This is a genomic window from Inhella proteolytica (assembly GCF_016093275.1).
GTDB classification, from domain to species: Bacteria; Pseudomonadota; Gammaproteobacteria; order Burkholderiales; family Burkholderiaceae_C; genus Inhella; species Inhella proteolytica.
Map to the genome: position 1 here is coordinate 61,965 of NZ_JAEDAK010000011.1, position 22,508 is coordinate 84,472.

At 70.3% G+C, this 22,508-nt stretch carries 18 protein-coding genes; 10 read left to right on the forward strand and 8 right to left on the reverse strand.

Features of this window, described 5'->3' with window-relative positions; translation table 11 throughout:
* Window positions 1–16 precede the first annotated feature (16 nt).
* From mnmH to I7X39_RS15700, 3 genes are read left to right on the forward strand one after another with little or no spacing between them, the layout of a single operon-like run.
* On the forward strand, window positions 17–1,063 hold the full coding sequence (gene mnmH, locus I7X39_RS15690; RefSeq protein WP_198112103.1) for a tRNA 2-selenouridine(34) synthase MnmH: 1,047 nt from the start codon (window positions 17–19) through the stop codon (window positions 1,061–1,063).
* A 5-nt stretch (window positions 1,064–1,068) separates the two neighbouring features.
* Window positions 1,069–1,539, forward strand: coding sequence for a GNAT family N-acetyltransferase (locus I7X39_RS15695; RefSeq protein WP_198112104.1), 471 nt, complete (start codon window positions 1,069–1,071; stop codon window positions 1,537–1,539).
* Between the two features lie 21 nt (window positions 1,540–1,560).
* On the forward strand, window positions 1,561–2,292 hold the full coding sequence (locus tag I7X39_RS15700) for a hypothetical protein (protein WP_198112105.1): 732 nt from the start codon (window positions 1,561–1,563) through the stop codon (window positions 2,290–2,292).
* Here the strand turns inward: I7X39_RS15700 and I7X39_RS15705 are convergent.
* The 3 genes from I7X39_RS15705 to I7X39_RS15715 form a co-directional block, all read right to left on the reverse strand.
* Window positions 2,289–3,593, reverse strand: a complete 1,305-nt coding sequence (locus I7X39_RS15705; protein ID WP_198112106.1) for an MFS transporter — start codon at window positions 3,591–3,593, stop codon at window positions 2,289–2,291. The two genes, I7X39_RS15700 and I7X39_RS15705, sit on opposite strands and share 4 nt — an antisense overlap.
* 1,468 nt (window positions 3,594–5,061) lie before the next feature.
* Window positions 5,062–6,639 (reverse strand): methyl-accepting chemotaxis protein, encoded by a 1,578-nt coding sequence (locus I7X39_RS15710; RefSeq protein ID WP_198112107.1) that lies wholly within the window; start codon window positions 6,637–6,639, stop codon window positions 5,062–5,064.
* Window positions 6,640–6,760: 121 nt separating this feature from the next.
* Window positions 6,761–7,330 carry an NADPH-dependent FMN reductase gene (locus tag I7X39_RS15715; protein ID WP_198112108.1) on the reverse strand — a complete coding sequence of 190 codons (570 nt, stop codon included), beginning with the start codon at window positions 7,328–7,330 and terminating at the stop codon, window positions 6,761–6,763.
* A 341-nt stretch (window positions 7,331–7,671) separates the two neighbouring features.
* On the opposite strand from I7X39_RS15715, the gene I7X39_RS15720 reads away from it, so the two are divergent.
* The 4 genes from I7X39_RS15720 (at window position 7,672) to I7X39_RS15735 (ending at window position 10,973) form a co-directional block, all read left to right on the forward strand.
* The gene (locus I7X39_RS15720; protein ID WP_198112109.1) at window positions 7,672–8,517 is read left to right on the forward strand and encodes a putative selenate ABC transporter substrate-binding protein; all 846 of its coding nucleotides are present in this window, start codon (window positions 7,672–7,674) and stop codon (window positions 8,515–8,517) included.
* Window positions 8,518–8,519: 2 nt separating this feature from the next.
* Window positions 8,520–9,335: an alpha/beta hydrolase gene (locus I7X39_RS15725; RefSeq protein ID WP_198112110.1), complete on the forward strand. Its 816-nt coding sequence runs from the start codon at window positions 8,520–8,522 to the stop codon at window positions 9,333–9,335.
* Between the two features lie 136 nt (window positions 9,336–9,471).
* A complete protein-coding gene (locus I7X39_RS15730; protein WP_198112111.1) occupies window positions 9,472–10,209 on the forward strand; it encodes an ABC transporter ATP-binding protein in 738 nt (245 codons plus the stop codon).
* Window positions 10,206–10,973: an ABC transporter permease gene (locus I7X39_RS15735; RefSeq protein WP_198112112.1), complete on the forward strand. Its 768-nt coding sequence runs from the start codon at window positions 10,206–10,208 to the stop codon at window positions 10,971–10,973. Before I7X39_RS15730 ends, I7X39_RS15735 begins: the two co-directional genes overlap by 4 nt.
* A 52-nt stretch (window positions 10,974–11,025) precedes the next feature.
* On the opposite strand, the gene I7X39_RS15740 is transcribed toward I7X39_RS15735, so the two are convergent.
* The gene (locus tag I7X39_RS15740) at window positions 11,026–12,219 is read right to left on the reverse strand and encodes an NF038122 family metalloprotease (RefSeq protein WP_198112113.1); all 1,194 of its coding nucleotides are present in this window, start codon (window positions 12,217–12,219) and stop codon (window positions 11,026–11,028) included.
* Window positions 12,220–12,433: 214 nt separating this feature from the next.
* On the opposite strand from I7X39_RS15740, the gene I7X39_RS15745 reads away from it, so the two are divergent.
* Window positions 12,434–13,417, forward strand: coding sequence for an ABC transporter substrate-binding protein (locus I7X39_RS15745; protein WP_198112114.1), 984 nt, complete (start codon window positions 12,434–12,436; stop codon window positions 13,415–13,417).
* On the opposite strand, the gene I7X39_RS15750 is transcribed toward I7X39_RS15745, so the two are convergent.
* Together I7X39_RS15750 and I7X39_RS15755 are read right to left on the reverse strand one after the other, a co-directional pair.
* On the reverse strand, window positions 13,418–15,709 hold the full coding sequence (locus tag I7X39_RS15750) for a putative bifunctional diguanylate cyclase/phosphodiesterase (protein WP_198112115.1): 2,292 nt from the start codon (window positions 15,707–15,709) through the stop codon (window positions 13,418–13,420).
* Window positions 15,710–15,863: 154 nt separating this feature from the next.
* Window positions 15,864–16,415, reverse strand: coding sequence for a HutD/Ves family protein (locus tag I7X39_RS15755; RefSeq protein ID WP_198112116.1), 552 nt, complete (start codon window positions 16,413–16,415; stop codon window positions 15,864–15,866).
* A 33-nt stretch (window positions 16,416–16,448) separates the two neighbouring features.
* Between I7X39_RS15755 and I7X39_RS15760 the strand changes: the two genes are divergently transcribed.
* Complete coding sequence (locus I7X39_RS15760; RefSeq protein ID WP_198112117.1) at window positions 16,449–18,377, forward strand: acyl CoA:acetate/3-ketoacid CoA transferase; 1,929 nt, start codon at window positions 16,449–16,451, stop codon at window positions 18,375–18,377.
* A 27-nt stretch (window positions 18,378–18,404) separates the two neighbouring features.
* Window positions 18,405–19,505 (forward strand): 6-carboxytetrahydropterin synthase, encoded by a 1,101-nt coding sequence (locus I7X39_RS15765; protein ID WP_198112118.1) that lies wholly within the window; start codon window positions 18,405–18,407, stop codon window positions 19,503–19,505.
* On the opposite strand, the gene I7X39_RS15770 is transcribed toward I7X39_RS15765, so the two are convergent.
* A complete protein-coding gene (locus tag I7X39_RS15770; RefSeq protein WP_198112119.1) occupies window positions 19,506–21,917 on the reverse strand; it encodes a putative bifunctional diguanylate cyclase/phosphodiesterase in 2,412 nt (803 codons plus the stop codon).
* A complete protein-coding gene (locus I7X39_RS15775; RefSeq protein WP_198112120.1) occupies window positions 21,917–22,492 on the reverse strand; it encodes a methylamine utilization protein in 576 nt (191 codons plus the stop codon). The genes I7X39_RS15770 and I7X39_RS15775 overlap by 1 nt, the downstream gene beginning before the upstream one ends.
* Window positions 22,493–22,508 lie beyond the last annotated feature (16 nt).

Genomic DNA, 22,508 nt, shown 5'->3' on the forward strand with positions numbered 1-22,508 from the left:
CGCGACACTTGCGCCCATGACTGCCCCCGAAGAAGCGCTCGGCATCCGCCCCTTTGCCAGCTACGCCCGCATCATCGATGCGCGCACGCCCAAGGAGTACGCCGAAGACCACATCCCCGGCGCCATCAACCTGCCCATCGTCAGCCAGGATGAGTTCGCCGAGGTCGGCACCCTGCACCGCACCAACCCGCACCAGGCCTACGTGATCGGTGCGCAGTACGCGCTGCGCAATGTGGCGCGCTACATCGGCGAGGTCATCGCCCAGCATGGCCCGAAGGACCGGCTGCTGATCTACTGCTTCCGGGGCGGCAAGCGCAGCCGCGCCTGGGCCGACCCGGTGCGCAACATCGGCTACCCGGTGGACGTGCTGCCCGGCGGCTGGAAGGCCTACCGCGCCTGGGTGCGCGAACAGCTCGATCAATGGCCCGCCAAGCTGCAGCTGCGCGTGCTGGGCGGCAGCACCGCCTGCGGCAAGACGCGGCTGCTGCAGGCTCTGGCCGCCGAGGGCGCGCAGGTGCTGGACCTCGAAGGCATCGCCCGCCATCGCGGCTCGCTGCTCGGCGCCCTGCCCGGCCAGCCCCAGCCCACGCAGAAGAGCTTCGATTCCGAGCTGCTGCAGGCCCTGCAGCGCCTGGACCCGGCGCGCCCGGTGTGGGTCGAGGCCGAGAGCAAGAAGATCGGCAACGTGCAGCTGCCCACGCCCCTGCATGAGGCCCTGCGCGCCGCGCCCACCTGGCGCGTGGCCGCCCCGCTGGCCGCGCGCGTGCAGGTCTGCCGCGAGGACTACGCCCACTTCGCCGCCGCGCCGCTGGAGATGGTGGCCAAGCTCGAACCCCTCAAGCCCCTGGTGGGCGGCGAAACCCTGGCCCACTGGCGCGCGCTGGCCGAAGCCGGCGACAGCGATGCCCTGTTCGCCAGCGTGATGGAGCGCCATTACGACCCCTGCTACGAACGCTCGCTCAAGCGCGAGCACACACTCACGCCGGTGGAACTGGCGGGGGTGGATGAGGCCAGCTTGCGGGCGGCGGCGCGCGCCTTGATCGCGGCCGAGGTGCCCCGCTGACGCGGATGCCCATCGCCCTCAGGGCGGCGCACCCGCAGGACGCCGAAGCGGTGGCACAGGTGCTGTGCGAGTCGCGGCGCGTCTTTCTGCCCTTCGCACCGATGGCGCATCCGCCCGACGAGGTGCAGGCATGGATCGCCTCGGCCCTGATTCCGGGTGGCGGCGTCACCATCGCCACCCGCGCGGGCCAGGCCGTCGCCATGCTCGCGCTGTCAGGCGACGACCCATGCCGCTGGATCAACCAGCTCTGTGTGATGCCGGGCCACACCGGCCTGGGCTTCGGCGCGCAGCTGCTGCGCTTCGCCCATGACACGCTGCCACCGCCCATCCGCCTCTACACCTTCCAGGCCAACAGCGGCGCGCGTCGCTTCTACGAGCGCCACGGCTACCAGGCCATCGCCTCCAGCGACGGCGCCGGCAATGAAGAGCGCAGCCCCGATGTGCTGTACGAGTGGCGCGGCGGCGGCCCAGGATGAAACCGACAAACCATGCATGAGATGAACGATTCCAACCGCCACCCGCAAAGCACCGGGTCCGACTCCTTGCCGCGCCTTAGCGCAGCGCAGCTGAACTTCACGGGCTCGCCCCACTATGTCAACCGCACGGCCCGGTTTGTCCTCGCCGTGCCGGCGCTAGCGGGTGGCGGCGAACCCCTGCTCATTCCGCAGGGCGACCCTCGCGCGGGGCAGGTGCTCAAGAAGGACAGCTCGGGTCGGATCGGGCGCGGCGTGGTGTTCTTCAACGGCACCGACCGCGCGTGGCAGGCCGCGCGCGGCGATGGGCGCGAGGCCATCCTGTTCAACGACATCGGGGCGGATCAAGCCAAGCTCCTGCAAGAGCGCCTGCTTGCGTTGACTCCGCAGGGAGCGCCCTTGACCCTGGCGTCGATCAAATCCTTGCTCCACTACGCACAGCAGGAACTTGGACTGCTCGACTGTTATCACAAGCGCCTGGACTCGGTGCAACGCGACATGGTTGCGATCTCGCCCGCAAACCCGCATTACCTGCAGGTCAGCAAACCGGTTCGCCACCGTGCCCTGTGGGTTCAGCGACCCTTCAGCTTCGATGGACCGGTGCTGCAGCATTACCCCGAAGGCGCCGTGCTGGTGACGGACGAACGCCATGTCTGGGGCGTGGCTGCTGCGGTGTTCCTGCGCAACTACCGGCAGTTGGAAGGCGCCAAGGAGCGCGCACTGGGCTCGGTGACTGAGCTGCGCGCCTGGCCCTAAGCTGCTGCCGCAGCCGCCTGCCCGCGCGCCAGGTTCAAGGGCTTCAGCAACAGCAGCCCCGCCACGAAGAACAGCCCCGTCGACACGATCGCCAGCCGGTGGTTGCCGCCGGCCAGCAGGGTCACCAGCCCGTAGGTCAGCGGGCCCAGGATGGCGGCCAGGCGCACCGCAAAACCCCAGAGCGCGAAGAACTCGGCGCGTCGCGCGGCCGGGGCCAGCAGACCGGCGATCGCTCTTCCAGCCGACTGGCTGCTGCCCATGCACAGGCCGGCCAGCACAGCCGCCACCCAGAACAGGCCCGGCCCCTGCGCCAGCGCGGCCAGCACCGTCATCGCGATCCAGCCCACCAGGGTGATGCCCAGCGCGAGCCGGTGGCCGATGCGGTCCTGCACATGGCCCCAGGCCAGCGCGCCCAGCATCGAGGCGATGTTGACCAGGAACACCAGCATCATGGTCTGCGCCTGCTTGAAGCCCAGCACCTGCTCGGCATACACGGCCGCCAGCGCCACCACCACCGCCACGCCGGCCTGGTAGGCCACGGTGCAGGCCAGCAGCCAGCGGAAGTCGGCAAAGCGGCGCGCCTCCTGCCAGGTGTGGCGCAGGCGCGCGATGGCACCCTGCAAGCCCAGATGCGTCGCCGCCTGCGGCTGCGCGCGCTCGCGCAGCAGCGCGAAGGTGCCCAGCGCGGCGAGCGCAAAGATGCCGGCGGTGATCAGCATCGTCACCGGCACGAAGCGCGCCGCCGGCTCGCCGCGCGCCTGCGCCGAGAGCACATAGGCCAGGCTCAGGCCGAGGGTCAGCATGCCGCCGCAGTAGCCGAAGCTCCAGCCCCAGCCCGACACCTTGCCGTAGCTGCCCGGCCGCGCCAGCTCGGGCAGAAAGGCCGCGATCAGCGCCTCGCCCCAGGCGTAGAACAGGTTCGAGAACAACACCAGCAGCAGGGCCAGCGCCACATCGCCCGGCCCCACCCAGGCCAGCGCCGCGGTGGCCAGCACGCAGGCCGCGGTGCTGATGGCCAGCAGCGGCTTCTTCGCCCCGCGCAAGTCCGCCCAGGCACCGAGCGCCGGCAGCGTCAGCATGGCCAGCAGGCTGGAGAGTGCCAACGCGGCCGTCCACGCAAACGTGGCCCAGCCTGCACCGCCTGCCACGCCGCCGACGAAATAGGCGCTGAACACGGCCGTGAGCACCACGGTGGTGTAGCCCGAGTTGGCGAAGTCGTACATCGCCCAGCCGAGCACTTCGCGGCGGCGGACGCCGGGGTTGAGGGCGGGGTGGGAGGTGCTGGCTGCTGCTTGGCTCATGGCGCGATCGTCGCAGGGGCCGGTTGCCACTCGGTGCAGCCCGTGGGGTCTTCAACCCCACACCCCGACCCGCATTTCTTTGCTGCGTCAAAGAAACGCGGGGCAAAGAAAGACGCTGAATGCACGCAGCCGACCTAGGGTCGGCCGCGACTGCACGGCTGGCTCACATGGCTCCCACACCCCTCCTGGGACTGCGAAAACCTGCCCGCTAAGCTGGCCGGAGTACCGGCCGACTAGACCACCGCAAACCATCGCGGGCTTTCTGCGATGACCGGAGCCCCAATGAGCGAGATGGGATGGGTTGGATCTCAACCAAAAGTAAGTCGCGCGCCTTGTCAACAGATGGCCCCGCCCAGTCAATGGCCATGGGCCTGGCAATCTTGCCCACGAGCGCCTTGGATCCCAGTTGCAGAGCACAAGAGGCCACTATGAACCAATGCAACTTCGTTTGCCTCACTGCCGATGTTTGGGTGATTGATGCAAGGCTTGTACGGAGCGACCGGAGAGGGCTCCTGTTGCAGCCGCCCCCGTTCCCAGAAATCCTGCGCGTCTTGATCGGCTCCGCCAAAGTCCACAACGTTCGGACGGAAGCAAGGCAGGGTCACGCGGGACAGACGCACCAGCCACGGCGTGCAGTCGTTCGGTTCGACGTCTCCTCCTGCTCCTTGGATCTCTTCTTCAACTCGGCTGCCGGCGTCCGGGCCCAGTGCTTACACAGCGTTGAACTTGGCATGCAAGCACTTGATCTCGCCCGAGATGGGTTTCGGGAAAGGGCGCTTGATGCCTTGTGCAACTGGTCCAGCAGTCACATGCAAGCGATGGAAGCCTGCGCCTCCCTCACCGATTCGGCAGCCAAGCTTTGGGTCAGACAAGGACAGTGGGTCAGGACAGCAAAGGTCAATGAACGCCCACTGTGCATTGCGAAGTGGCAAGCGGCACTGCAGCACGCATCGTTGAAGCAAAGACGACTCATTCGGTACGGCAGCAAGATCCCGACCTTGCCAGCACAGTTGGAGTACATCGGCGCCTGGGTCGGGGCGGGCGGGACGACGCCTGGAAAGCCTCCCGAATGCCGCTCCCTCCAGATTCACCGATTCGGGTTCACCTGACTCGCGCCCGAACTGGCGCCGAGGCGAGCGACCCGGCTATGCACAAATCAAGATCAGCCTCTGGGTGCAGCGAGGGCGGCGAGCCGTGCTGATTGGGGCTCCATTCATCGCAGCAAGCCCGTGATGGTTTGCGGTGGTCTAGTCGGCCGGTACTCCGGCCAGCTTAGCGGACAGGTGTTCGCAGTCCCAGGAGGGCTGATGGAGCCATGTGAGCCAGCCGTGCAGTCGCGGCCGGCCCGAGGCCGGCTGCGTGCATTCAGCGCCTTTCTTTGTCCCGCGTTTCTTTGGCGCAGCAAAGAAATGCGGGTCGGGGTTCGGGGGTGAAGCCCCCGAGGGCTGCACCGAACATGCAACAGCCCTTAGCCCTCGGCCACAGTCCTATCCCCAGGATGCAAGCGGAACAGCCGCATCGACCCACTCACCTCATCCACCTGCCCCTGCAGACTCTGCGCCGCCGCCGCAATCTGCTCCACCATCGCCGCGTTCTGCTGCGTGATGCCGTCCAGATGGCCGACGGCGTCATTGATCTGGCGGATGCCGCCCTGCTGCTCTTGCGCCGCGTGGCGGATTTCACCGAGCAGGGTCTTCAGGCCCTGCACCGCCCCCAGCACTTCTTCCATGCGCCCGCGCGCCTCGTTGGTGCGGCCGGTTCCGGCGTCCACGCATTCGTTGCTGGAGTTGATGAGGCTGCGGATCTCGCGCGCGGCGGTCGTCGTGCGCTGGGCCAGCGAACGCACCTCGGCGGCGACGACCGCGAAGCCGCGGCCGGCCTCGCCGGCGCGGGCGGCTTCTACGGCCGCGTTCAGGGCCAGGATGTTGGTCTGGAAGGCCACGCCTTCGACGACCTGGATGATGTCGGCGATGCGGCGCGAGGCCTGGGCGATCTGGTTGACGGAGTCGACCACCGCGTGCACGGCAGCGTCGCTGCGCTCGGCCAGTTCGGCGGTGCGGTCGGCCTGGGTGGCGCCCTGCACGGCCTGGTCGGCCGTCTGCTGCACGGTGGCCTGGATCTGCGCGACCGAGGCCGCGGTTTCCTCCAGGCTGCCGGCCTGGGATTCGGTGCGGGCGGAAAGGTCCAGATTGCCGCTGGCGATCTCGTGCGCGGCGGTCTGCACCTGGTCGATGCCGGCGCGGGTGTCCATCACCACCGCGCGCACATTGGCCGAAAGGCGGCGCAGCGCCAGCTGCAGATGCAGGATGGGCTCCTGCGCGCCCACCGCCACCTTGTAGGACAGGTCGCCCGAGGCGAGGCGGTTGGCATCGTCGGTGACGCGCACCAGCGGGCCGAGCAGCAGGCGCTGCTGCGCCAGCGTCCCCAGGCCCAGGCCGGCCAGCAGGGCCAGACCGGTCCAGAGCGACATCAGCCCGAATGCCTGCGCGCAGCCCAGCGCCGGCAGCAGGGCCAGGCCTTGCAGGAGCGCCAGCTGGCCGCGCAGGCCGGGGCGCAGGGCGCGGCCCAGGCGGCCCCACAGGTCCACGCGCAGGATCTCGCCTTCGGCCAGCGCATGCACGGTGCGGCCCTGCTGCTGCTCTTCCAGCATGCGGCGGTACAGGGGCTCGGACTGGGCGACCGATTCGCGGCTGGGTTCGGTGGCCACGGCCAGGTAGCCGGTGATGCGTTCGCCCTGGCGCATGGGCGTGGCGTTCAGGCGGATCCAGACATGGTCGCCATTGGCCCGCCGGTTCTTCAGGATGCCGCTCCAGGGCTGGCCGGATTGCAGCGTGCGCCACAGGTCCTCGAAGGCCTGGCGCGGCATGTCGGGGTGGCGCAGCAGGCCGTGGGTGGCGCCCAGCAGGCTCTCGCGCGGGTGGCCGCTGAGCTGCACGAAGGCCGGGTTGCAGTAGACGATGCGGCCTTGCGGATCGGTCACCGACACCAGGGTCTGGCCGGCGGGAAACGGGGCCTCGCGCCCACTGGCGGAGACGTTCTTGTGCATGCGCGAACTCCAAAGCGCTGCGGACGGCGAGCAGCCGTCCGCAGGGGAGTCGAGCATAGCGAGGGTGGGCGCGCGCCCGGCTCGGTGCCTGCCCGGGAGCAGCCGGGCGGAGCGTGAAGAATCAGCGCGCGAGCTGATTGGTCAGCGCGGCCAGCGCCTGCAGCACGCCGTCCACCGCTTTTTCCGCGCGCGCGTCCTGCAGCTGGCCTTGCGCATCGAAGGCCTGGTCGGCCCGGCCCAGCGCGAACTGCTGCGGCTGCACCAGCATCTGGAAATTGCCCTGCACGAACAGGCGCAGCTGGTTGAGCGCACGCAGGCCGCCGTACTGGCCGGGCGAGCTGGACATCAGCGCCGTGGGCTTCATGGCGGTGCGGTTCTCGCTCAGGCGGCTCAGCCAGTCCAGGCTGTTGAAGAGCAGCGGCGGCGGGTAGGAGTTGTACTCGGGCGTCACGATCAGCAGTGCCTGGTGCGCCTGGATGGCGTCCTGCAGCTGCTGCACGGCGGCGGGCACGCCCTGCTCGGCCTCGAGGTCGCCGTCGTAGATCGGCAGCTGCAACGCGCGCAGATCGAACACGGTGGCGGCGCCAAAGCCGAGCTGCGTGGCCCGTGCCGCCGCATGGCGGGCCAGGGCGTGCGCATAGGAACCCTGGCGCAGGCTGCCGGGCAGGACGAGGAGTTGGGGGGCGTTCATGACGCGCAGTCTGCACCGAAGGAGGCTGTCGGGCCTGGGGACTACCCCGCGCCGGATGCCAGTCAGGGGCCAGACGAGGCGCCGGCGAGGCCGTGGGGCGGGCCCCACAACGAGGCGGCAACGACATATTGGCCCTGACTGGCTCCGGCCCGGAAGGTTCGGTCGCCAAGGGGCCCGCTGCGGCGTTGCCAGCGCTTGCCGGACGCGAGTCCGGCTGCGCGCCGGCGCCTTGCATCCGGCCCCTTGGCGGCCGAACGCGGGGCAGTCCCCAAGCCCGACAGCCTCCTTAGCGCCTTGCGTTCCAATCCAGGGCTTTCCCCTTTGCCTTTACGGAGCTCTTGATGCTGCGTCGCAACCTGATTGCCCTCTCCCTGCTGGCGGCCCTGGGTGCCGCCCATGCGCAAACCGCGGTGTTCCGCGTCACCGCCATCCCCGACGAATCCCCCACCGAGCTGGCACGCAAGGCCGCGCCCCTGGTGGCCTATCTGGAGAAGCAGCTCGGCCAGAAGGTCGAGTTCACGCCGGTGACCGACTACGCCGCCGCCGTGGAGGCGCTGGTGAACCGCAAGGTCGATCTGGCCTGGTTCGGCGGCTTCACCTTCGTGCAGGCCCACAGCCGCTCGGGTGGCAAGGTCATCCCGCTGGTGCAGCGCGAAGAGGACGAGAAGTTCCGCTCCGTCTTCATCAGCCGCGACCCGGCGGTCAAGACCCTGGCCGACCTGAAGGGCAAGGACCTGAGCTTCGGCTCGCAGAGCAGCACCAGCGGCCACCTGATGCCGCGCCACTTCCTGCTGCAGCAGGGCCTGGAGCCCGAGAAGGCCTTCCGCCGCGTGGCCTACAGCGGCGCGCACGACGCCACCATCGCCGCCGTGGCCAGCGGCAAGGTGGCGGGCGGCGCGCTCAACATCTCGGTGTGGCAGAAGTTCGTCGACGACAAGAAGGTCGACCCCGCCGAGGTGCGCGTGATCTACACCACGCCGCCCTATTACGACTACAACTGGAGCGTGCACGCCGAGCTGCCCAAGTCGGTGCGCGACAAGCTGTCCGCCGCCTTCCTGGCCCTGAAGCCCGGCACGCCGGAGGCCGACGAGATCCTCAAGCTGCAGCGCGCCACCCGCTTCGTGCCCACCCAGGTGCAGAACTACCAGGGCATCGAGGCCGCGGCGAAGAACGCCGGGCTGCTCTGAGCATGCAGCGCCGCGCCTTGCTGGGTCTGCTGCCGGGCGCGGCCTGGGCCCAGACCCGTCTGAGCACCGTGGACCGCAACCGCCTGCAGCTGCTCGGCCCCTGGGCCATGCCCGGTTTGGGGCGCCAGCGCGGCGTGCGCGTCTACCTGCCGCCCAGCTACCTGCTGGACCCGAGCCGACAGTTCCCGGTCATCTACTTCCACGACGGCCAGAACGTCTTCGACGAGGCGACCAGCTACGCCGGTGAGTGGGGCGCCGACGAAACCTTGGACCGGCTGGCCGCGCAGACCGGCTTCGAGGCCATCGCCGTGGCCATCGACCACGGCGGCGAGCAGCGCCTGCGCGAGCTCAACCCCTGGGACCAGCAGGGCCAGGGCGCCGGCGAAGGCTGGGCCTACCTGCGCTTCATCGTCGAGGTCGTCAAGCCGCTGATCGATGCGCGCTTCCGCACCCAGCGCGGCGCGGCGCACACGGCCATGGTCGGCAGCTCGATGGGCGGGCTCATCACCCATGCCGCGCTGCATCGGCACCGCGAGGTGTTCGGCCTGGGCGCGGTGTTCTCGCCCTCGTTCTGGGTCGCCCCAGGGGCCTTCGATTTGCCCGAGCTCATGCCCCTGCGGCCCGGCCAGCGCATCTACCTGTACGCCGGCACCGAGGAGAGCCCCGAGCTGGTGCCGCAGTGCCGCCGCATGGCCGCGCTGCAGCGCGCGCAAGGGGCGGCGGTGCAGTTGCAGGTCACGGCCGGCGCCGGCCACAACGAGGCCGCCTGGCGCAAGGCCTTGCCGATGGCGCTGTACTGGTTGTTCGAGCTGGGCTGAAGCGCTGCCAGCGGAATCCGGTACGCGGCTGCGCGTGGCGGTGGCGCGCGGCGAACGGGTGGGCCCGCGCTCCATGCCAAGGCGAGGCCGAGCCCAGGCCCGACAGCCCCCAGCGGACCCGCACAATCCGGGCCCCATGCTGCTTGAACTCGACGACCTGAGCCTGCGCTTCGGCGCCCTGCCGGTGCTGCAGGGCCTGAGCCTGAAGCTGCAGCCTGGCGAACGCCTGGCCCTCCTGGGGCCCTCGGGCTGCGGCAAGAGCACCGTGCTGCGCGTGCTCAGCGGCCTGCTGGCGCCCGGTGGCGGCCAGCTGAAGCTGGCGCGGCCACTGCGCTTCGGCTCGATGTTCCAGCAGCCCACGCTGCTGCCCTGGGCCCGCGTGCAGGACAACGTGGCCCTGCCCCTGCGCCTGCAGGGCATGGCGAAGGCCGCCGCGCGCGCCCAGGCCCTGCCGCTGCTGGAGCGCGTGGGCCTGGCCGGCTTCGCCCAGGCCCTGCCGCACGAACTGAGCGGCGGCATGCAGATGCGCGCCGCCTTTGCGCGCGCCCTCGTCAACGCGCCCGATGTGCTGCTGCTGGACGAACCCTTCGGCGCGCTCGACGAGATCACCCGCGAGCGCCTGGGCCAGGAGCTGCTGGCCTGGTGCGCGGCGCGACCCGAACTGGCCGTGGTGCTCGTCACGCACTCCGTCTTCGAGGCCGTGGCCCTGGCCGATCGCGTGCTGGTGCTGGGCCCGCGCCCGAGCCGGGTGCTGCTGGAGCTGGACATCCGGAGGGAGCGAACCTCAACGGACTGGACCCGCCAGGACGCCTACTTCGCCCTCGTGCGCCAGGCCCAGCAGGCGCTGGCCGATGCGCTGCGGGAGGCCGCATGAAGCAGGCGCTGAAGCACTGGGCCCCCGCCGCGCTGCTGCTGTTGGGTTTGGGCCTGTTGTGGGAATGGGCCTCGCGCAGCGGCGCCGTGCCGCCCTATCTGCTGCCCGCGCCCAGCCGCATCGCGGCGGTGCTGGCGGAGGACTTCGCCAGCTTCGCGCCCGCCTGGTGGTTCACGCTCAAGGTCACCTTCGGCGCGCTGAGCCTGGCTTGCCTGAGCGGGCTGCTGGGCGCCGCGGCCTTCGCGCTGACGCCGGCCCTGGAGCGCGCGCTGCTGCCGCTGGCGGTGGCGCTGCAGGTCACGCCGCTGGTGGCCATCGCCCCGCTGATCCTGATCTATGTGGACGACCCGCTGGCCGCGTTGCTGGTGTGCGCCTGGGTGGTGGCCTTTTTCCCCATCCTGGCCGGCACCTTGTCCGGCCTGCGCGCGGCCGATGCCGGCCTGCAGGAGCTCTTTCGCCTGTACCGCGCCAGCCCGCTGCAGCGCCTGCGCTGGCTGCTGCTGCCGGGTGCCGCACCCTACTTCCTGGCCGGCCTGCGCGTGGGCGCGGGCCTGGCGCTGATCGGCGCCGTGGTGGCCGAGTTCGCCGCCGGCGCCGCCGGTCACCAGACCGGCCTGGCCTCGCGCCTGCTCGAAGCCATGTTCCGCACCGACATGCCGCGCATGTTCGCCGCGCTCTTTCTGATCATGGTCAGCGGCCTGGGCCTGCAGGCGGCCGTGGCGCTGCTGGAGCGCCTGTGGATCGGGCGCTGGCATGGGCGTTGACCACCAAGAAAAAGGGGCGCCTAGGCGCCCCTTGCGTCGCTGAGGATCCGGTTCAGCCTGCCTTGCGGCGACGCGCAATCCCCATCAGTCCGACCGCAGCCAGGCTCAGGGCCAGCATGCCGGGTTCAGGAACAGCGAAGGTGTCGATGTTCACGAGTTCAGCCGTCGAGAAGCGGCGCTCGTTCAGCCACATCACGTCATAGGCCACGTTCCAACCCATGGCGTCAAAGGCGGCCAGGTCGAGCGAATCGATGTATTGCTGCTGACCGAAGGCCGACGTGGGATCCATCACGCCCAGCTGGGGGTCACCGCTGTGCGCGTCTTTCCAGTGCGAGGCCTGGCGGCCATCACCGAAGTTGCGACCGGTCGCCATGAAGGCGTCGCCGTCGTAAATGCTTTGGCCGCCATCGATCGAGAAGAACGGGTTGCCACCAATCGCCCAGTCGCGCACGCCTTGGTCGGCGCTCTCTTCCGAGTAGCGGAACAGATCCCAGACGGACATGATGGCGAAGTTGCCCAGATTGGCACCCAGATTGGTATTGCCGTCATAGGTGTCGACGCCGCTGCGGAAGCCCAGGGCATGGCCGATCTCGTGGATCGCGACGCCCAGGAAATCCATCTTGCCGGCATCGATGCCGTTGGTGGGGTCGAAGTCGAAGGCGAAGTTGCTGCTGAAGGTGACGATGCCGTCGCGCTGATTGGTGGCCGCAGCACCGGTGTAGGTCGGGGTGATGCCCAGGGCCTTGAGCAAGGAGGTGTTGGCGCTGAAGGCCGAGTTGTTCGCGCCGGCATCGGCATCCAGCACACGGGTCAGCGGGCTGGTGTTCACGCCATTGCCATTGGCTTTCGGGGCGGAAATGAGGGCATCAACTGCCTGGCCGCCGACGAAGCCCGAGGCGCGCGAAGCCACCAGGCTGTCACGGGCAATGGAGTCCAGCTTGGAGTTGCCGGCACTGCGAAGCGCGTCCAGCAGCGGCCCCACATAGGACACATTGGTGGTGCTGCCCGTCGAGCCGATGACGCCTGCACCCAGTGCCGCGTAGTTCACTTCCAAGCGCACCGTCACATCGTTGGTGAGCGCCTTCTCCCAGAAGCGCGCGGCCTGCGTGAAGCCCTTGTGGATGTCGGTGCCAGCGGTCACGCCGCCCACATTGATCAGTTCGATCTTCAGGGCAGCGGCAGGGGCGGCGTACAAGGCCAGGGTGGCGGTGGCGGTCAGCGCCAACAGGTTCTTCTTGAGGGACATGGTGAGCTTCTCTTTTGAGCGATGGGCGCGGCCTGCGCCCGGACGGACCAGAAAGATGGACTCGTTAGCAAAATGCGGACCAGCATTGGCAAATCAATGCCTTAACCCACCTGATTGAGGGGCGTGTAAGGCGCGGCGACACCGGGTTCCCACCAGGCCCATCCGGGAGCGAGGGCAGTGGTTGAATGCGGGCTCTTGCACCTTCCAGCCTGCCATGCTGAACCGCCGTCACCTGCTCGCCAGCCCCCTGCTCGCCGCCCCGGCCTTCATCCGCGCCCAAGGCGCCAGCCAGCCCGAGAAGATCGTCTTCGCCACCAACTGGAAGGCCCAGGCCGCGCATGGCGGCTTCTACCAGGCGCTGGTGGATGGCACGTACGCCAAGGCCGGGCTGCAGGTCGAGATCCGCCAGGGCGGGCCGCAGGTGAACAACCGCCCGCTGCTGCCGGCCAAGAAGATCGACTTCCTGATGACGGGCAATCTGCTGCACGCCTTCGACAACGCCAAGATGGGCGTGCCCACCTTGAGCGTGGCGGCGGTGTTCCAGAAGGACCCGCAGGCGTTGATGGCGCATCCGGGCCAGGGGTATGAATCCTTCGAGGCGTTGAAGAAGGCGCCGCGCATCTGGATTGCCAAGGACGCGCAGTACAGCTGGTGGCAATGGCTGAAGCGCCGCCACGGCTTCCGCGACGAGGCGCTGCGCCCCTACAACTACACGCTCGGCCCCTTTCTGGCGAACAAGCAGTCGGTGCAGCAGGGCTACTCGGTGGCCGAGCCCATCTACGTGAAGCAGCAGGGCGGCTTCGACCCGGTGGTGCACCTGCTGGCCGACCAGGGCTGGAGCACGCCCAGCACCCTGATCGACGCCCATGCCGACACGGTGGCGCAGCGCCCCGACCTGGTGCAGCGCTTCGTGGACGCCAGCCTGGCGGGCTGGCAGGCCTATCTGGCCGGCAGCCCGGCCCAGCGCGCCGCGGCCGACACCCGCATGCGCCAGGACAACCCCGAGATGAACCAGGCCGAGCTGGAGGCCAGCCACGCGCTGATGGTCAAGCAGCAGCTGGCGGGCGCCCGCCCCGGGCCCCTGAGCCTGGCGCGCGCCGACGCCTTCTTGCAGGACATGGTCAAGACCGGGCTCTACAAGGCCGGCGAGGTGGATCTGAAGAAGGTCGTCAGCGAGCGCTTCGCGCCGAAGAGCTGATCAACGGCTTTGCAGCTGGGCGCGCAAGGCGCGCCCAAGTGCCGCCTCGGCGGCCAGGAAGGGCCCGAGCTGGGCCGTCGTCAGGATCTCGCCGCGCTCGCGCGCCTGCAGCAGCCACTCGGCCTGGCGCAGCACCTCGGCATGGCGCTGGCGCAGCGCGTCGATGCGCGGCGTGTCCAGCGTCGGGCTGTGCAGCCACTCGGCCAGGCGGGTGGCGGCCAGAGGCTGCGGGGCCTGCTCGCGCTGGCCCTGCAGGTAGCGTGCCACGGCGCGCACGCAGGCGCGGTGGTCCATGTAGACGCGCAGCAGCGGCAGGTTCTCGCGGCTGACCATCTGCAGGCCCTGCCACTCCAGTGGCGGGTTCCATTGGTCCACCCAGCGCGGCAGCTCGGCGGCCGGCATGGGGCGGGCGATGCCATAGCCCTGCGCCAGCTCGCAGCCCAGCTGCAGCAGCACGGCGCCGTGCTCGGTGCTCTCGACGCCCTCGGCGATCACCTCGCGGCGGAAGGCCGCCGCCAGGCCGATGACGCCATCCAGGATGGCGAGGTCGTCGGCGTCGTCCAGCATGTCGCGCACGAAGCTCTGGTCGATCTTGAGCTGGGCCACCGGCAGGCGCTTCAGGTAGGTCAGCGAGGAGTAGCCGGTGCCGAAGTCGTCGAGCGCGAACACCAGGCCGCCGCCGCGCCCTTCCACCATGGTGCGCGAGACGCCCACCAGGTCTTCCAGCGCGCTGGTTTCCAGCACCTCCAGCTGCAGGTCCTGCGGGTACAGGCCGGGGTGGCGGGCAATGGCGGCCAGCACGCGCGCCACGAAATCGCTCTGCTGCAGCTGGCGCGCCGCCACGTTGACGCTGACGGGCAGGTGCAGGCCCTGCTCGCGCCAGTCGCTCATCTGCTGCAGCGCGGCCTCGATGACCCAGTGGCCGAGATCGCAGATCAGCGGGTGGTCCTCGATCAGCGGCAGGAACTGCCCCGGCGCCAGCAGGCCGCGCTGCGGGTGCTGCCAGCGCACCAGGGCCTCGGCGCCGATGACTTTGCCGGTGCGCAGATTGACCTTGGGCTGGTAGTGCAGGATGAACTCGCGCCGCTCCAGCGCCAGGCGCAGGCTCTCGACCGATTCGAGCTGGCCGCGCACCTGGGCGGCTTCTTCGATGTCGAACACGTGGTAGCGGTTCTTGCCGCTCACCTTGGCCTGGTACATGGCCTGGTCGGCCTGGCGCAGCAGCTGGTCGGCGTCCACGTCCTCCGCCTGCGGATAGAAGGTCACGCCCAGACTGCCGGACACCTGCACGCTCGCGCCGTCGAGCGCAAAGGGCTGGGCGATCTCGCGCAGCATGCGCGTCAGCAGGGCGTCGCAGGTGGGCTCGTCGGGCAGGTCCAGCAGCACCACCACGAACTCGTCGCCACCCAGGCGGGCCAGCGTGTCACCCTCGCGCAGCACCTGGCGCATGCGGGTGGAGAGCTCGACCAGCAGGCGGTCACCGGCGTCGTGGCCATGCTCGTCGTTCACTTCCTTGAAGCCGTCCAGATCCAGATAAGCGATGGCGATGCGGCCGGCATGGCGCGGCGCCATCGCCATGGCGTGCTTGAGCCGATCGGCCAGCAGCACGCGGTTGGGCAGGGCGGTGAGGGCGTCGTAGTGGGCGATGTGCTCGAGCCGCTGGGCCTGTTCCTTCAGCGCCGTGATGTCGGTCATCAGGCTGATGTAGTGGGTGATCTGGCCCTGCTCATTGCGCACCGCACTGATGGTTTCGAGCGAGGCGAACAGCTCACCGCCCTTGCGGCGGTCCCAGATCTCGCCTTGCCACTGGCCCTGCTGCTGCAGGTCCTGCCAGAGGCGCTGGTAGTACTCGGGCGGATGGCGGCCGGAGTCAAGCAGGCGCGGCGAGCGGCCCATCAGCTCGTCGCGCGAGTAGCCGGTGACGCGCGTGAAGGCCTCGTTGACGTCGACGATCAGGCCGGAGGCGTCGGTGATCATGATGCCCTCGCGCGCGTGCGTGAACACGCCGGCGGCCAGCTGCAGGCGCTGCACGGTCTCGCGGCGCTCGCTCTCCAGCCGGTGCAGGCGGCGCTGGGTGTCGAGCAGCCGGCCCATCAGCGAGTCGGGCGGGGGTTCCTCGGCCAGCGGCACATGGCTTTCGAACTCGGCGCGGCTGAGCTCGGCAATCTGCGCCTCCAGCTCATCCAGGCTGCCGCCCATGCGCAGGCGCAGGCGCCGTGCCTGGCGCAGGCGGCGCAGGGCCCCCAGCAGCAGCAGGGCCAGCAGCAGGCCCGGCAGCCAGATCCAGCTCATCGGGTCCGGCTGCGCGCAGCGCGCAGGCTCAGGGGATTGGGGAGACGCCGCATCAGCGATGAGGGTTTTCGCGCAAGGGTGAGAACCGATTTGGGGGGCGTTTGTAACCCGTGGGGCGGGGCGGCCACCCCCGGGGCGGCCCTGGCTTGGTCCCTCAGCCCACTTGGGCGCCGAGCCAGTAGGCCGGCTGCGCGTCGTCAAGCTGCAGGCGCAGCGGGCTGGCGGGCAGGTCCAGCGCCAGGCTCCAGGCCGGCAAGGCGTGCACCGTGCCCGCGGCGTCCAGCAGGCGCGCCGGCGCCACGGTGAAGCAGGCGCGCCAGGGCCAGGGGGCGTCCCACTCGACGTCGCTGCGCACGCGCTGCAGCGTGCCGCTGCGCTCGCGCAGCATCAGGTTGAGGTCGCGCGTGGCGCCGCCCAGCAGGCGGCAGCCAGGGGCGGCGGCGCCATCGAACGCCAGGGCCTCGCTGGCCGGCGTCAGCTGCAGCGCCTGGCCGTCCAGCGTCAGCTCCACGCCCGGGCCTTGCAGCACCGCGAAGTGGCGCTGCACGCCCGGGAAAGACGAGAAGGGCCCGTCCTGCTCGATGTCCGCCAGGCTGACGCGCAGTCGCCAGTCAGCGCCGGCGGGTTCGGCAAAGAGCTCGCGGGTCTGCCCACCGCCATTGCGCCAGGGGGTGGGGGGGATGGAGTCGGCCAGAAGGATCTGCATGGGGCGAAGCGTAGCGGCGCTACGCTTGCGCGCATGAATGCAAGCGCCCGCGAACTGCTGCAAGGCCTGCGCGCCTACGAGCATGGCAAGGTGGTGTCGGCCGACGAGGCCGTGGCCCTGATCCAGGAGGGCGACACCCTGGCCACTTGCGGCTTCGTCGGCATCGGCTTCGCCGAGACCCTGGCACTGGCGCTGGAGCGGCGCTTCGAACGCAGCGCCGCACCGCGCGATCTCACGCTCGTCTACGCTGCCGGCCAGGGCGACGGCAAGACGCGCGGGCTGAACCACCTCGGCCACGAAGGCCTGGTGAAGGCCGTGGTGGGCGGCCACTGGGGCCTGGTGCCGCGCCTGCAGCAGCTGGCGGTGAGCAACCGCATCGAGGCCTGGAACCTGCCCCAGGGCGTCATCACCCATCTGTTCCGCGACATCGCCGCCGGCAAGCCCGGCCATCTGTCGCGCATCGGCCTGGGCACCTTCGTGGACCCGCGCCACGGCGGCGGCCGGCTGAACGAGCGCACGCAGCTGGAGCGCGTGCGGCTGATGGAGATCGACGGCGAGGAATTCCTGTTCTACAAGGCCTTCCCGATCCACGTCGCCTTCGTGCGCGCCAGCACCGCCGACCTGGACGGCAACCTGACGATGGAGCGCGAGGCGCTGACGCTCGAAGGCCTGTCCGTCGCCACGGCCACGCACAACAGCGGCGGCATCGTCATCGCCCAGGTGGAACGACTGGCGGAACGCGGCAGCCTGAACCCGCGCCAGGTCAAGATTCCCGGCGTGCTGGTGGACTGCGTGGTGCTGGCCGAAGCGCCCGAGCAGCATCTGCAGACCTTTGCCACGCCCTATTCGCCCGCCTTCGCCGGCGAGCTGCGCGCGCCGGCCTCGCAGCTCAAGCCCATGCCCCTGAACGAGCGCAAGGTCATCGCCCGGCGCGCCGCATTGGAGCTGCGCGCCGGCCAGGTGGTGAACCTGGGCATCGGCATGCCCGAGGGCGTGGCCGCGGTGGCGGCCGAGGAGCGCGTGATCGACCTCATCACCCTCAGCACCGAACCCGGCGTGATCGGCGGCATCCCCGCCGGCGGGCTGGACTTCGGCGCCGCCGTCAACACCCAGGCCATCATCGACCAGCCCTACCAGTTCGACTTCTACGACGGCGGCGGCCTGGACCTGGCCGTGCTGGGGCTGGCGCAGGCCGATGCCGAAGGGAACGTCAACGTCAGCCGCTTCGGCCCGCGCCTGGCCGGGGCGGGCGGCTTCATCAACATCTCGCAGTCCGCCAAGCGCCTGGTGTTCGCCGGCAGCTTCAGCGCGGAGGGCCTGCGCAAGTTCGTGCGCCAGGTCGAGCACCGCACTTTCAGCGGCCGCCACGCCGCGGCGCGCGGCCAGTCGGTGCTGTACGTGACCGAACGCTGCGTGCTGCGCCTGCGCCCCGAAGGCCTGGAGCTGACGGAGCTGGCCCCCGGCCTGGATCTGGAGCGCGACGTGCTCGCGCAGATGGACTTCCGCCCCCTGCTGCCGCACGACCCCTTGCCGATGGACGCGGCCTTGTTCGGGCCCGCGCCGATTGGCCTGCGCGAGCGCCTGCTGGCCCTGCCGCTGGAGCAGCGCCTGCACTTCGACGCTCAGCACGGCGTGCTCTTCGTCGACCTCTCGCGCCTGCGCCTGCGCACGCCCGCCGAGGTGGCGCAGCTGGCCGGCGTGCTGCAGGCGCGCCTGGAGGCGATTGGGGCGCCGGTCGACGGCGTCATCAACTACGAGCAGTTCGAGCTCGACCCCGAGGTGGCCGACCTGTGGGCCCAGCGCGCCGCCGAGCTGGCGCAGCGCCATTACCGCCGCGTCACACGCTACGGCGGCTCGGCCTTCGTGCGCGCGCGGCTGACGCAGGCGCTGGCGCTGCGCGGCCTGCCGGCGAACCTGGTGGGCACCGCCGATGAGGCCATCGCCCGCCTGCGCCAGAGCTGAAGGCCGCTGAGGCCGACAATCGGCCCCATGCTTTTGACCCTGCACAGCGCCGCCACCGGCTTCGAGGCCGCCTGCCACATCCCCGCCCTGCCCGAAGGCCACCGCGCCCGCAAGCTGCACGGCCACTCCTTCTTCGCCCAGGCGCGCTGCCTGCTGCCGGCGGGCTGGGCGCCGTTCGCGGGCGGAGAGGTGCACGAGCTGCGCGAACGCCTGGAGGCGGCCGCCGCGCCGCTGGACCACGCGCTGCTGAACGAGCACCTGGACAACCCCACCGACGAGAACCTGGCACGCTGGCTGCGCGAGCGCCTGCTGGCCGACAGCCTGCCCGGCCTGCAGCAAATCAGCGTCTACAGCACCAGCCACAGCGGCGTGGACGTGGACGCGCGGGGCCAGGCCCATGTGTGGCGGCGCTACCGCTTCCAGAGCGCGCATTGGCTGCCCAACGTGCCCATGGGCCACAAATGCGGACGCCTGCACGGCCATGGCTTCGAGGTCATCATCCACGCCAACCAGGACCTGGGCGGGCGCGATCTGGCGATCGACTACGACCAGCTCGACGCCCTGTGGGCGCCGCTGCACTTCGAGCTCAACTACCGCTGCCTGAACGAGCTCGAAGGCCTGGAGAACCCGACCAGCGAGATGCTCTCGCGCTGGATCTGGAACCGCCTCAAGCCCCTGCTGCCGGCGCTGAGCTGGGTGACGGTGTTCGAAACGGGCTCCAGCGGTGCCAACTTCGACGGCGCACGCTTTCGCATCTGGAAGGAGTTCACGCTCGATTCCGCCGTGCGCCTGCGCCGCGCCCCCAGCGCCCACCCGCTGGCCGGCGTGCACGGCCACACCTTCACGCTGCGCCTGCATCTGCAGGCCGAGCTGCACCAGCTCTACGGCTGGGCGGTGGACTTCGGCGACGTGAAGGAGCGCTTCAACCCGGTGTTCAAGCGCCTGGACCACCACCCTCTGCACGAGGATCCGGCCTTGCAAGATGGCGACTGCGCCACCCTGGCCGCGCACATCCTGCGCGAGGCGCGCGCCGTGCTGCCGGAGACGGACCGCGTGGACCTGTACGAGACGCGCGGCTGCGGCGCCGTCGTCAGCCTGGGCGACACCAGCGACTTGATCCCCGTCTGATCAGGTCGTCGTCAGCGGCCCGAGTGCGCTGTCGCGGAACTCGGGCGCCCGCCAGGCCTGCCACCAGCCCGGCAGCTGACCGGCCGGCATGGGTTTGGCCAGGTGGTAGCCCTGGGCCTCGTCGCAGCCCCAGTGGGCCAGCAGGGCCAGGGCGGTGGCGGTCTCGATCCCCTCGGCCACCACGGCCAGGCCCAGGTTGTGCGCCAGGTCGATGGTCGAGCGCACGATCTTGCGGTCATCGGCCTCGCGCTCCATCGCCATCACGAAGCTCTGGTCGATCTTGAGCTCCTGCACCGGCAGGTTCTTCAGGTAGGCGAGCGAGGAGTAGCCGGTGCCGAAGTCGTCGATGGCGAGGCGAAAGCCCATCGCGTGCAGCTGCTCGGTGGTGGCCAGGGCGCGCGCCGGGTCGTCCATGATGGCGCTCTCGGTGATCTCCAGGCACAGCTGCTCGGGCCGCGCGCCCTCCTGCTGCAGCATGGTGCGGATCTTGTCGGGCAGCTCGGCGTCCAGCAGGTCGCGCGTGCTCAGGTTGACGCTGATGCGCAGCGGGCAGCCCAGGGCCTCGGCCTCGACGGCAAAGCGCGCGCTGGCGCGCAGCACCCAGGCGGTGAGCTGGCGCACGAAGCCGGTCTGCTCGGCAAAGGGGATGAAGAGCCCGGGCGGCACCAGGCCGCGCGTGGGGTGCTGCCAGCGCACCAGGGCCTCGGCGCTGTGCACCTCGCGGGTGTGCAGGTCCAGCTTGGGCTGCAGAAAGAGGCGCAGCTCCTCCTGCTCCACCGCGCGGCGCAGCTCGGTCAGCAGGCCCAAAGACTGCTGGCTGCCTTCGTCCATGGCCGGGTCGTAAAGCAGCACGCCATGCTGGCCGCGCTTGGCGGCGTACATGGCCAGCTCGGCATGGCCGAGCAGGGCGTCGGCATCGCGCGCGTGGTCGGGAAAGAGCGCGATGCCGATGCCGGCGCTCACATCGATGGTCTGTTCGCCGATGGACAGCGGCCGCTCGAAGCCCTGCGCCATCTCGCGCGCCAGGCCCAGGGCCTGGCTGGCGGCGGCGCCCTCGAACAGCAGCGCGAACTCGTCACCGCCCAGGCGCGCCAGCAGGTTGCGGCTGCCGGCCTGGGCCTGCAGGCGCTCGGCCACGCGCTGCAGCAGCTGGTCGCCCACCGCATGGCCGAGCACGTCGTTGACATGCTTGAAGCGGTCCAGGTCCAGCATCAGCACCGCCATGCGTTCCTGCGGGTGCTCGCGCAGCCAGGTGCGCAGTCGCTCGACGAACTGGGCGCGGTTGGGCAGATCGGTCAGCGGATCCCAGAAGGCCAGGCGGTGCACATCGGCCTCGCGCGCCTTGATGCCCTGGCGCATGGTCTCGAAGGCCTGGGCCAGCTCGCTGACTTCACCGAGATTGCGCGGCGCCTGCACCGGGCAGTCGTAGTCGCCACGGCCCAGGCGTTCGGCGCTGCGCGCCAGCGCACCGATGGGCCCGCTGATGCGCCGCGCCGTCACCACGCTGCCGATGGCAAAGGCCACCACGCCGGCCAGGGTCAGGGCCAGCAGGGTCCAGCGCAGGCTGTTGTAGGGGCCGATGGCCTCGCTCACCGAAGCGGTCAGCAGCGCGCTGAGCTGCACGCCGCTGGCCGCACCGCGCACGCGCAGGTCGAACAGGCGGCCACGGCGCTCGTCGCCATCGGGCAGGTTCAGGCGGCGCGCCTGGTTCTGGCCCATTTCCGCCTGCGCCGCCTGCTCCATCAGCATGGGGGCCTTGTCGGCCTCCAGGCTCAAGGGCTTGCGCCAGGGGCCGCCGCCGCGCACCAGCAGCAGGGCGTCCACATTGGTCAGGCCCTTCAGATCGGCCAGCACGTCTTCATCCAGCGCGAAGCCCATCAGCACCGCCCCCAGCGGCCCGGGCGCGCGCACCGGCACGCGCACCAGCTGGTAGGGCTTTTCGTCCACCAGCACCAGGCGGGAGTCGCCCTCGGCGGGCGCGCCCTCGGGCAGGTCGGCGGCCAGGCCCACGAAGCGCCCGGGCTGCACCCCGGCGCCGGCCACCAGGCGGTGCTCCAGGTCCTCGAAGGCGACCAGCGCCGCGCCCACCCGCTCGGCGTGGTTGGCCAGCGCGTCGCGCAAGGTCTCGGTGCCGGCCTCCTGGTGCATCAGGCCGACGGCGCTGCGGAAGCCGTCGTCGGCGGCCAGCAGCACGGCGATGTCGTGCTGCCGCAGCACGCGCTGGAACAGCAGGCGCTCCAGGCGGTGGCCGGCGGTTTTCAGATCGGCGTCGATCGAAGCCTCGGCATTGGCCTGCACCGAGCGGTTGACGAGCACCACGCTGCCCAGCTGCACCAGCAGCAGCAGGCCCAGAAAGAGGGCGACGATGCGGCCTTCGAGCCGGCGCAGATCCAGGAAGGCGGGGCGTTGCATCACAGGCGCAGGCTCCGCTGCGTGCTGCCCGCCGGCAGGGCCTCACTGCTCAGCACGGGCTCCTTGCGGCTGGGGTGCCAGGCGCGCAGGCGCAGGTTCGCGGCCTTGGCCGGCAGCTCCAGCGTGGCGCGGCCCTGCGCATCGGTGACGGCGAACAGCGGCGTGTCGACGACGACGATGTGGGCGCTCATGCGGTCATGGATGTTGCAGCCCACCGCCACCACGCCGGCCTTGTCGAACAGCACCGGGTTGGCGGTCTCGCCCAGGTAGAGCTTGAGCTCGAAGCTCTTGGCGGCGGAGTAGGAATACACGTGGTGGCGCACCGGGTCCTCGTTCGGGAAGCGCACCTCGGTGCCGGTCTGCACCACCAGCAGCTGCGGGCGGAACTGGCGGTCCTTTTGGGCCAACTCGGCCTGGGTGCCGGCGCGCGCGCGGGTGGGCAGTCCTTCGCCCTCCACCGCCACCACGGCGCCCGCCAGCGGCTGGCCCTGGGCATTGCTGACCTGCACGCTCAGCGGCTCGGCGAGCGCCAGGGGGGTCAGGAAACTTGCTGCAAGGGCCCACAGTCCGCGCATGTCCGCACTCTCCTCC

Coding starts and splice junctions, on each gene's coding strand:
- I7X39_RS15775 (WP_198112120.1), bottom strand. CDS start 22,492: ATGCGCGGACTGTGGGCCCTTGCAGCAAGTTTCCTGACCCCCCTGGCG.
- I7X39_RS15760 (WP_198112117.1), top strand. CDS start 16,449: ATGAATGCAAGCGCCCGCGAACTGCTGCAAGGCCTGCGCGCCTACGAG.
- I7X39_RS15695 (WP_198112104.1), top strand. CDS start 1,069: ATGCCCATCGCCCTCAGGGCGGCGCACCCGCAGGACGCCGAAGCGGTG.
- I7X39_RS15720 (WP_198112109.1), top strand. CDS start 7,672: ATGCTGCGTCGCAACCTGATTGCCCTCTCCCTGCTGGCGGCCCTGGGT.
- I7X39_RS15725 (WP_198112110.1), top strand. CDS start 8,520: ATGCAGCGCCGCGCCTTGCTGGGTCTGCTGCCGGGCGCGGCCTGGGCC.
- I7X39_RS15735 (WP_198112112.1), top strand. CDS start 10,206: ATGAAGCAGGCGCTGAAGCACTGGGCCCCCGCCGCGCTGCTGCTGTTG.
- I7X39_RS15700 (WP_198112105.1), top strand. CDS start 1,561: ATGAACGATTCCAACCGCCACCCGCAAAGCACCGGGTCCGACTCCTTG.
- I7X39_RS15745 (WP_198112114.1), top strand. CDS start 12,434: ATGCTGAACCGCCGTCACCTGCTCGCCAGCCCCCTGCTCGCCGCCCCG.
- I7X39_RS15715 (WP_198112108.1), bottom strand. CDS start 7,330: ATGAACGCCCCCCAACTCCTCGTCCTGCCCGGCAGCCTGCGCCAGGGT.
- I7X39_RS15755 (WP_198112116.1), bottom strand. CDS start 16,415: ATGCAGATCCTTCTGGCCGACTCCATCCCCCCCACCCCCTGGCGCAAT.
- I7X39_RS15705 (WP_198112106.1), bottom strand. CDS start 3,593: ATGAGCCAAGCAGCAGCCAGCACCTCCCACCCCGCCCTCAACCCCGGC.
- I7X39_RS15710 (WP_198112107.1), bottom strand. CDS start 6,639: ATGCACAAGAACGTCTCCGCCAGTGGGCGCGAGGCCCCGTTTCCCGCC.
- I7X39_RS15730 (WP_198112111.1), top strand. CDS start 9,472: ATGCTGCTTGAACTCGACGACCTGAGCCTGCGCTTCGGCGCCCTGCCG.
- I7X39_RS15765 (WP_198112118.1), top strand. CDS start 18,405: ATGCTTTTGACCCTGCACAGCGCCGCCACCGGCTTCGAGGCCGCCTGC.
- I7X39_RS15750 (WP_198112115.1), bottom strand. CDS start 15,709: ATGAGCTGGATCTGGCTGCCGGGCCTGCTGCTGGCCCTGCTGCTGCTG.
- I7X39_RS15740 (WP_198112113.1), bottom strand. CDS start 12,219: ATGTCCCTCAAGAAGAACCTGTTGGCGCTGACCGCCACCGCCACCCTG.
- mnmH (WP_198112103.1), top strand. CDS start 17: ATGACTGCCCCCGAAGAAGCGCTCGGCATCCGCCCCTTTGCCAGCTAC.
- I7X39_RS15770 (WP_198112119.1), bottom strand. CDS start 21,917: ATGCAACGCCCCGCCTTCCTGGATCTGCGCCGGCTCGAAGGCCGCATC.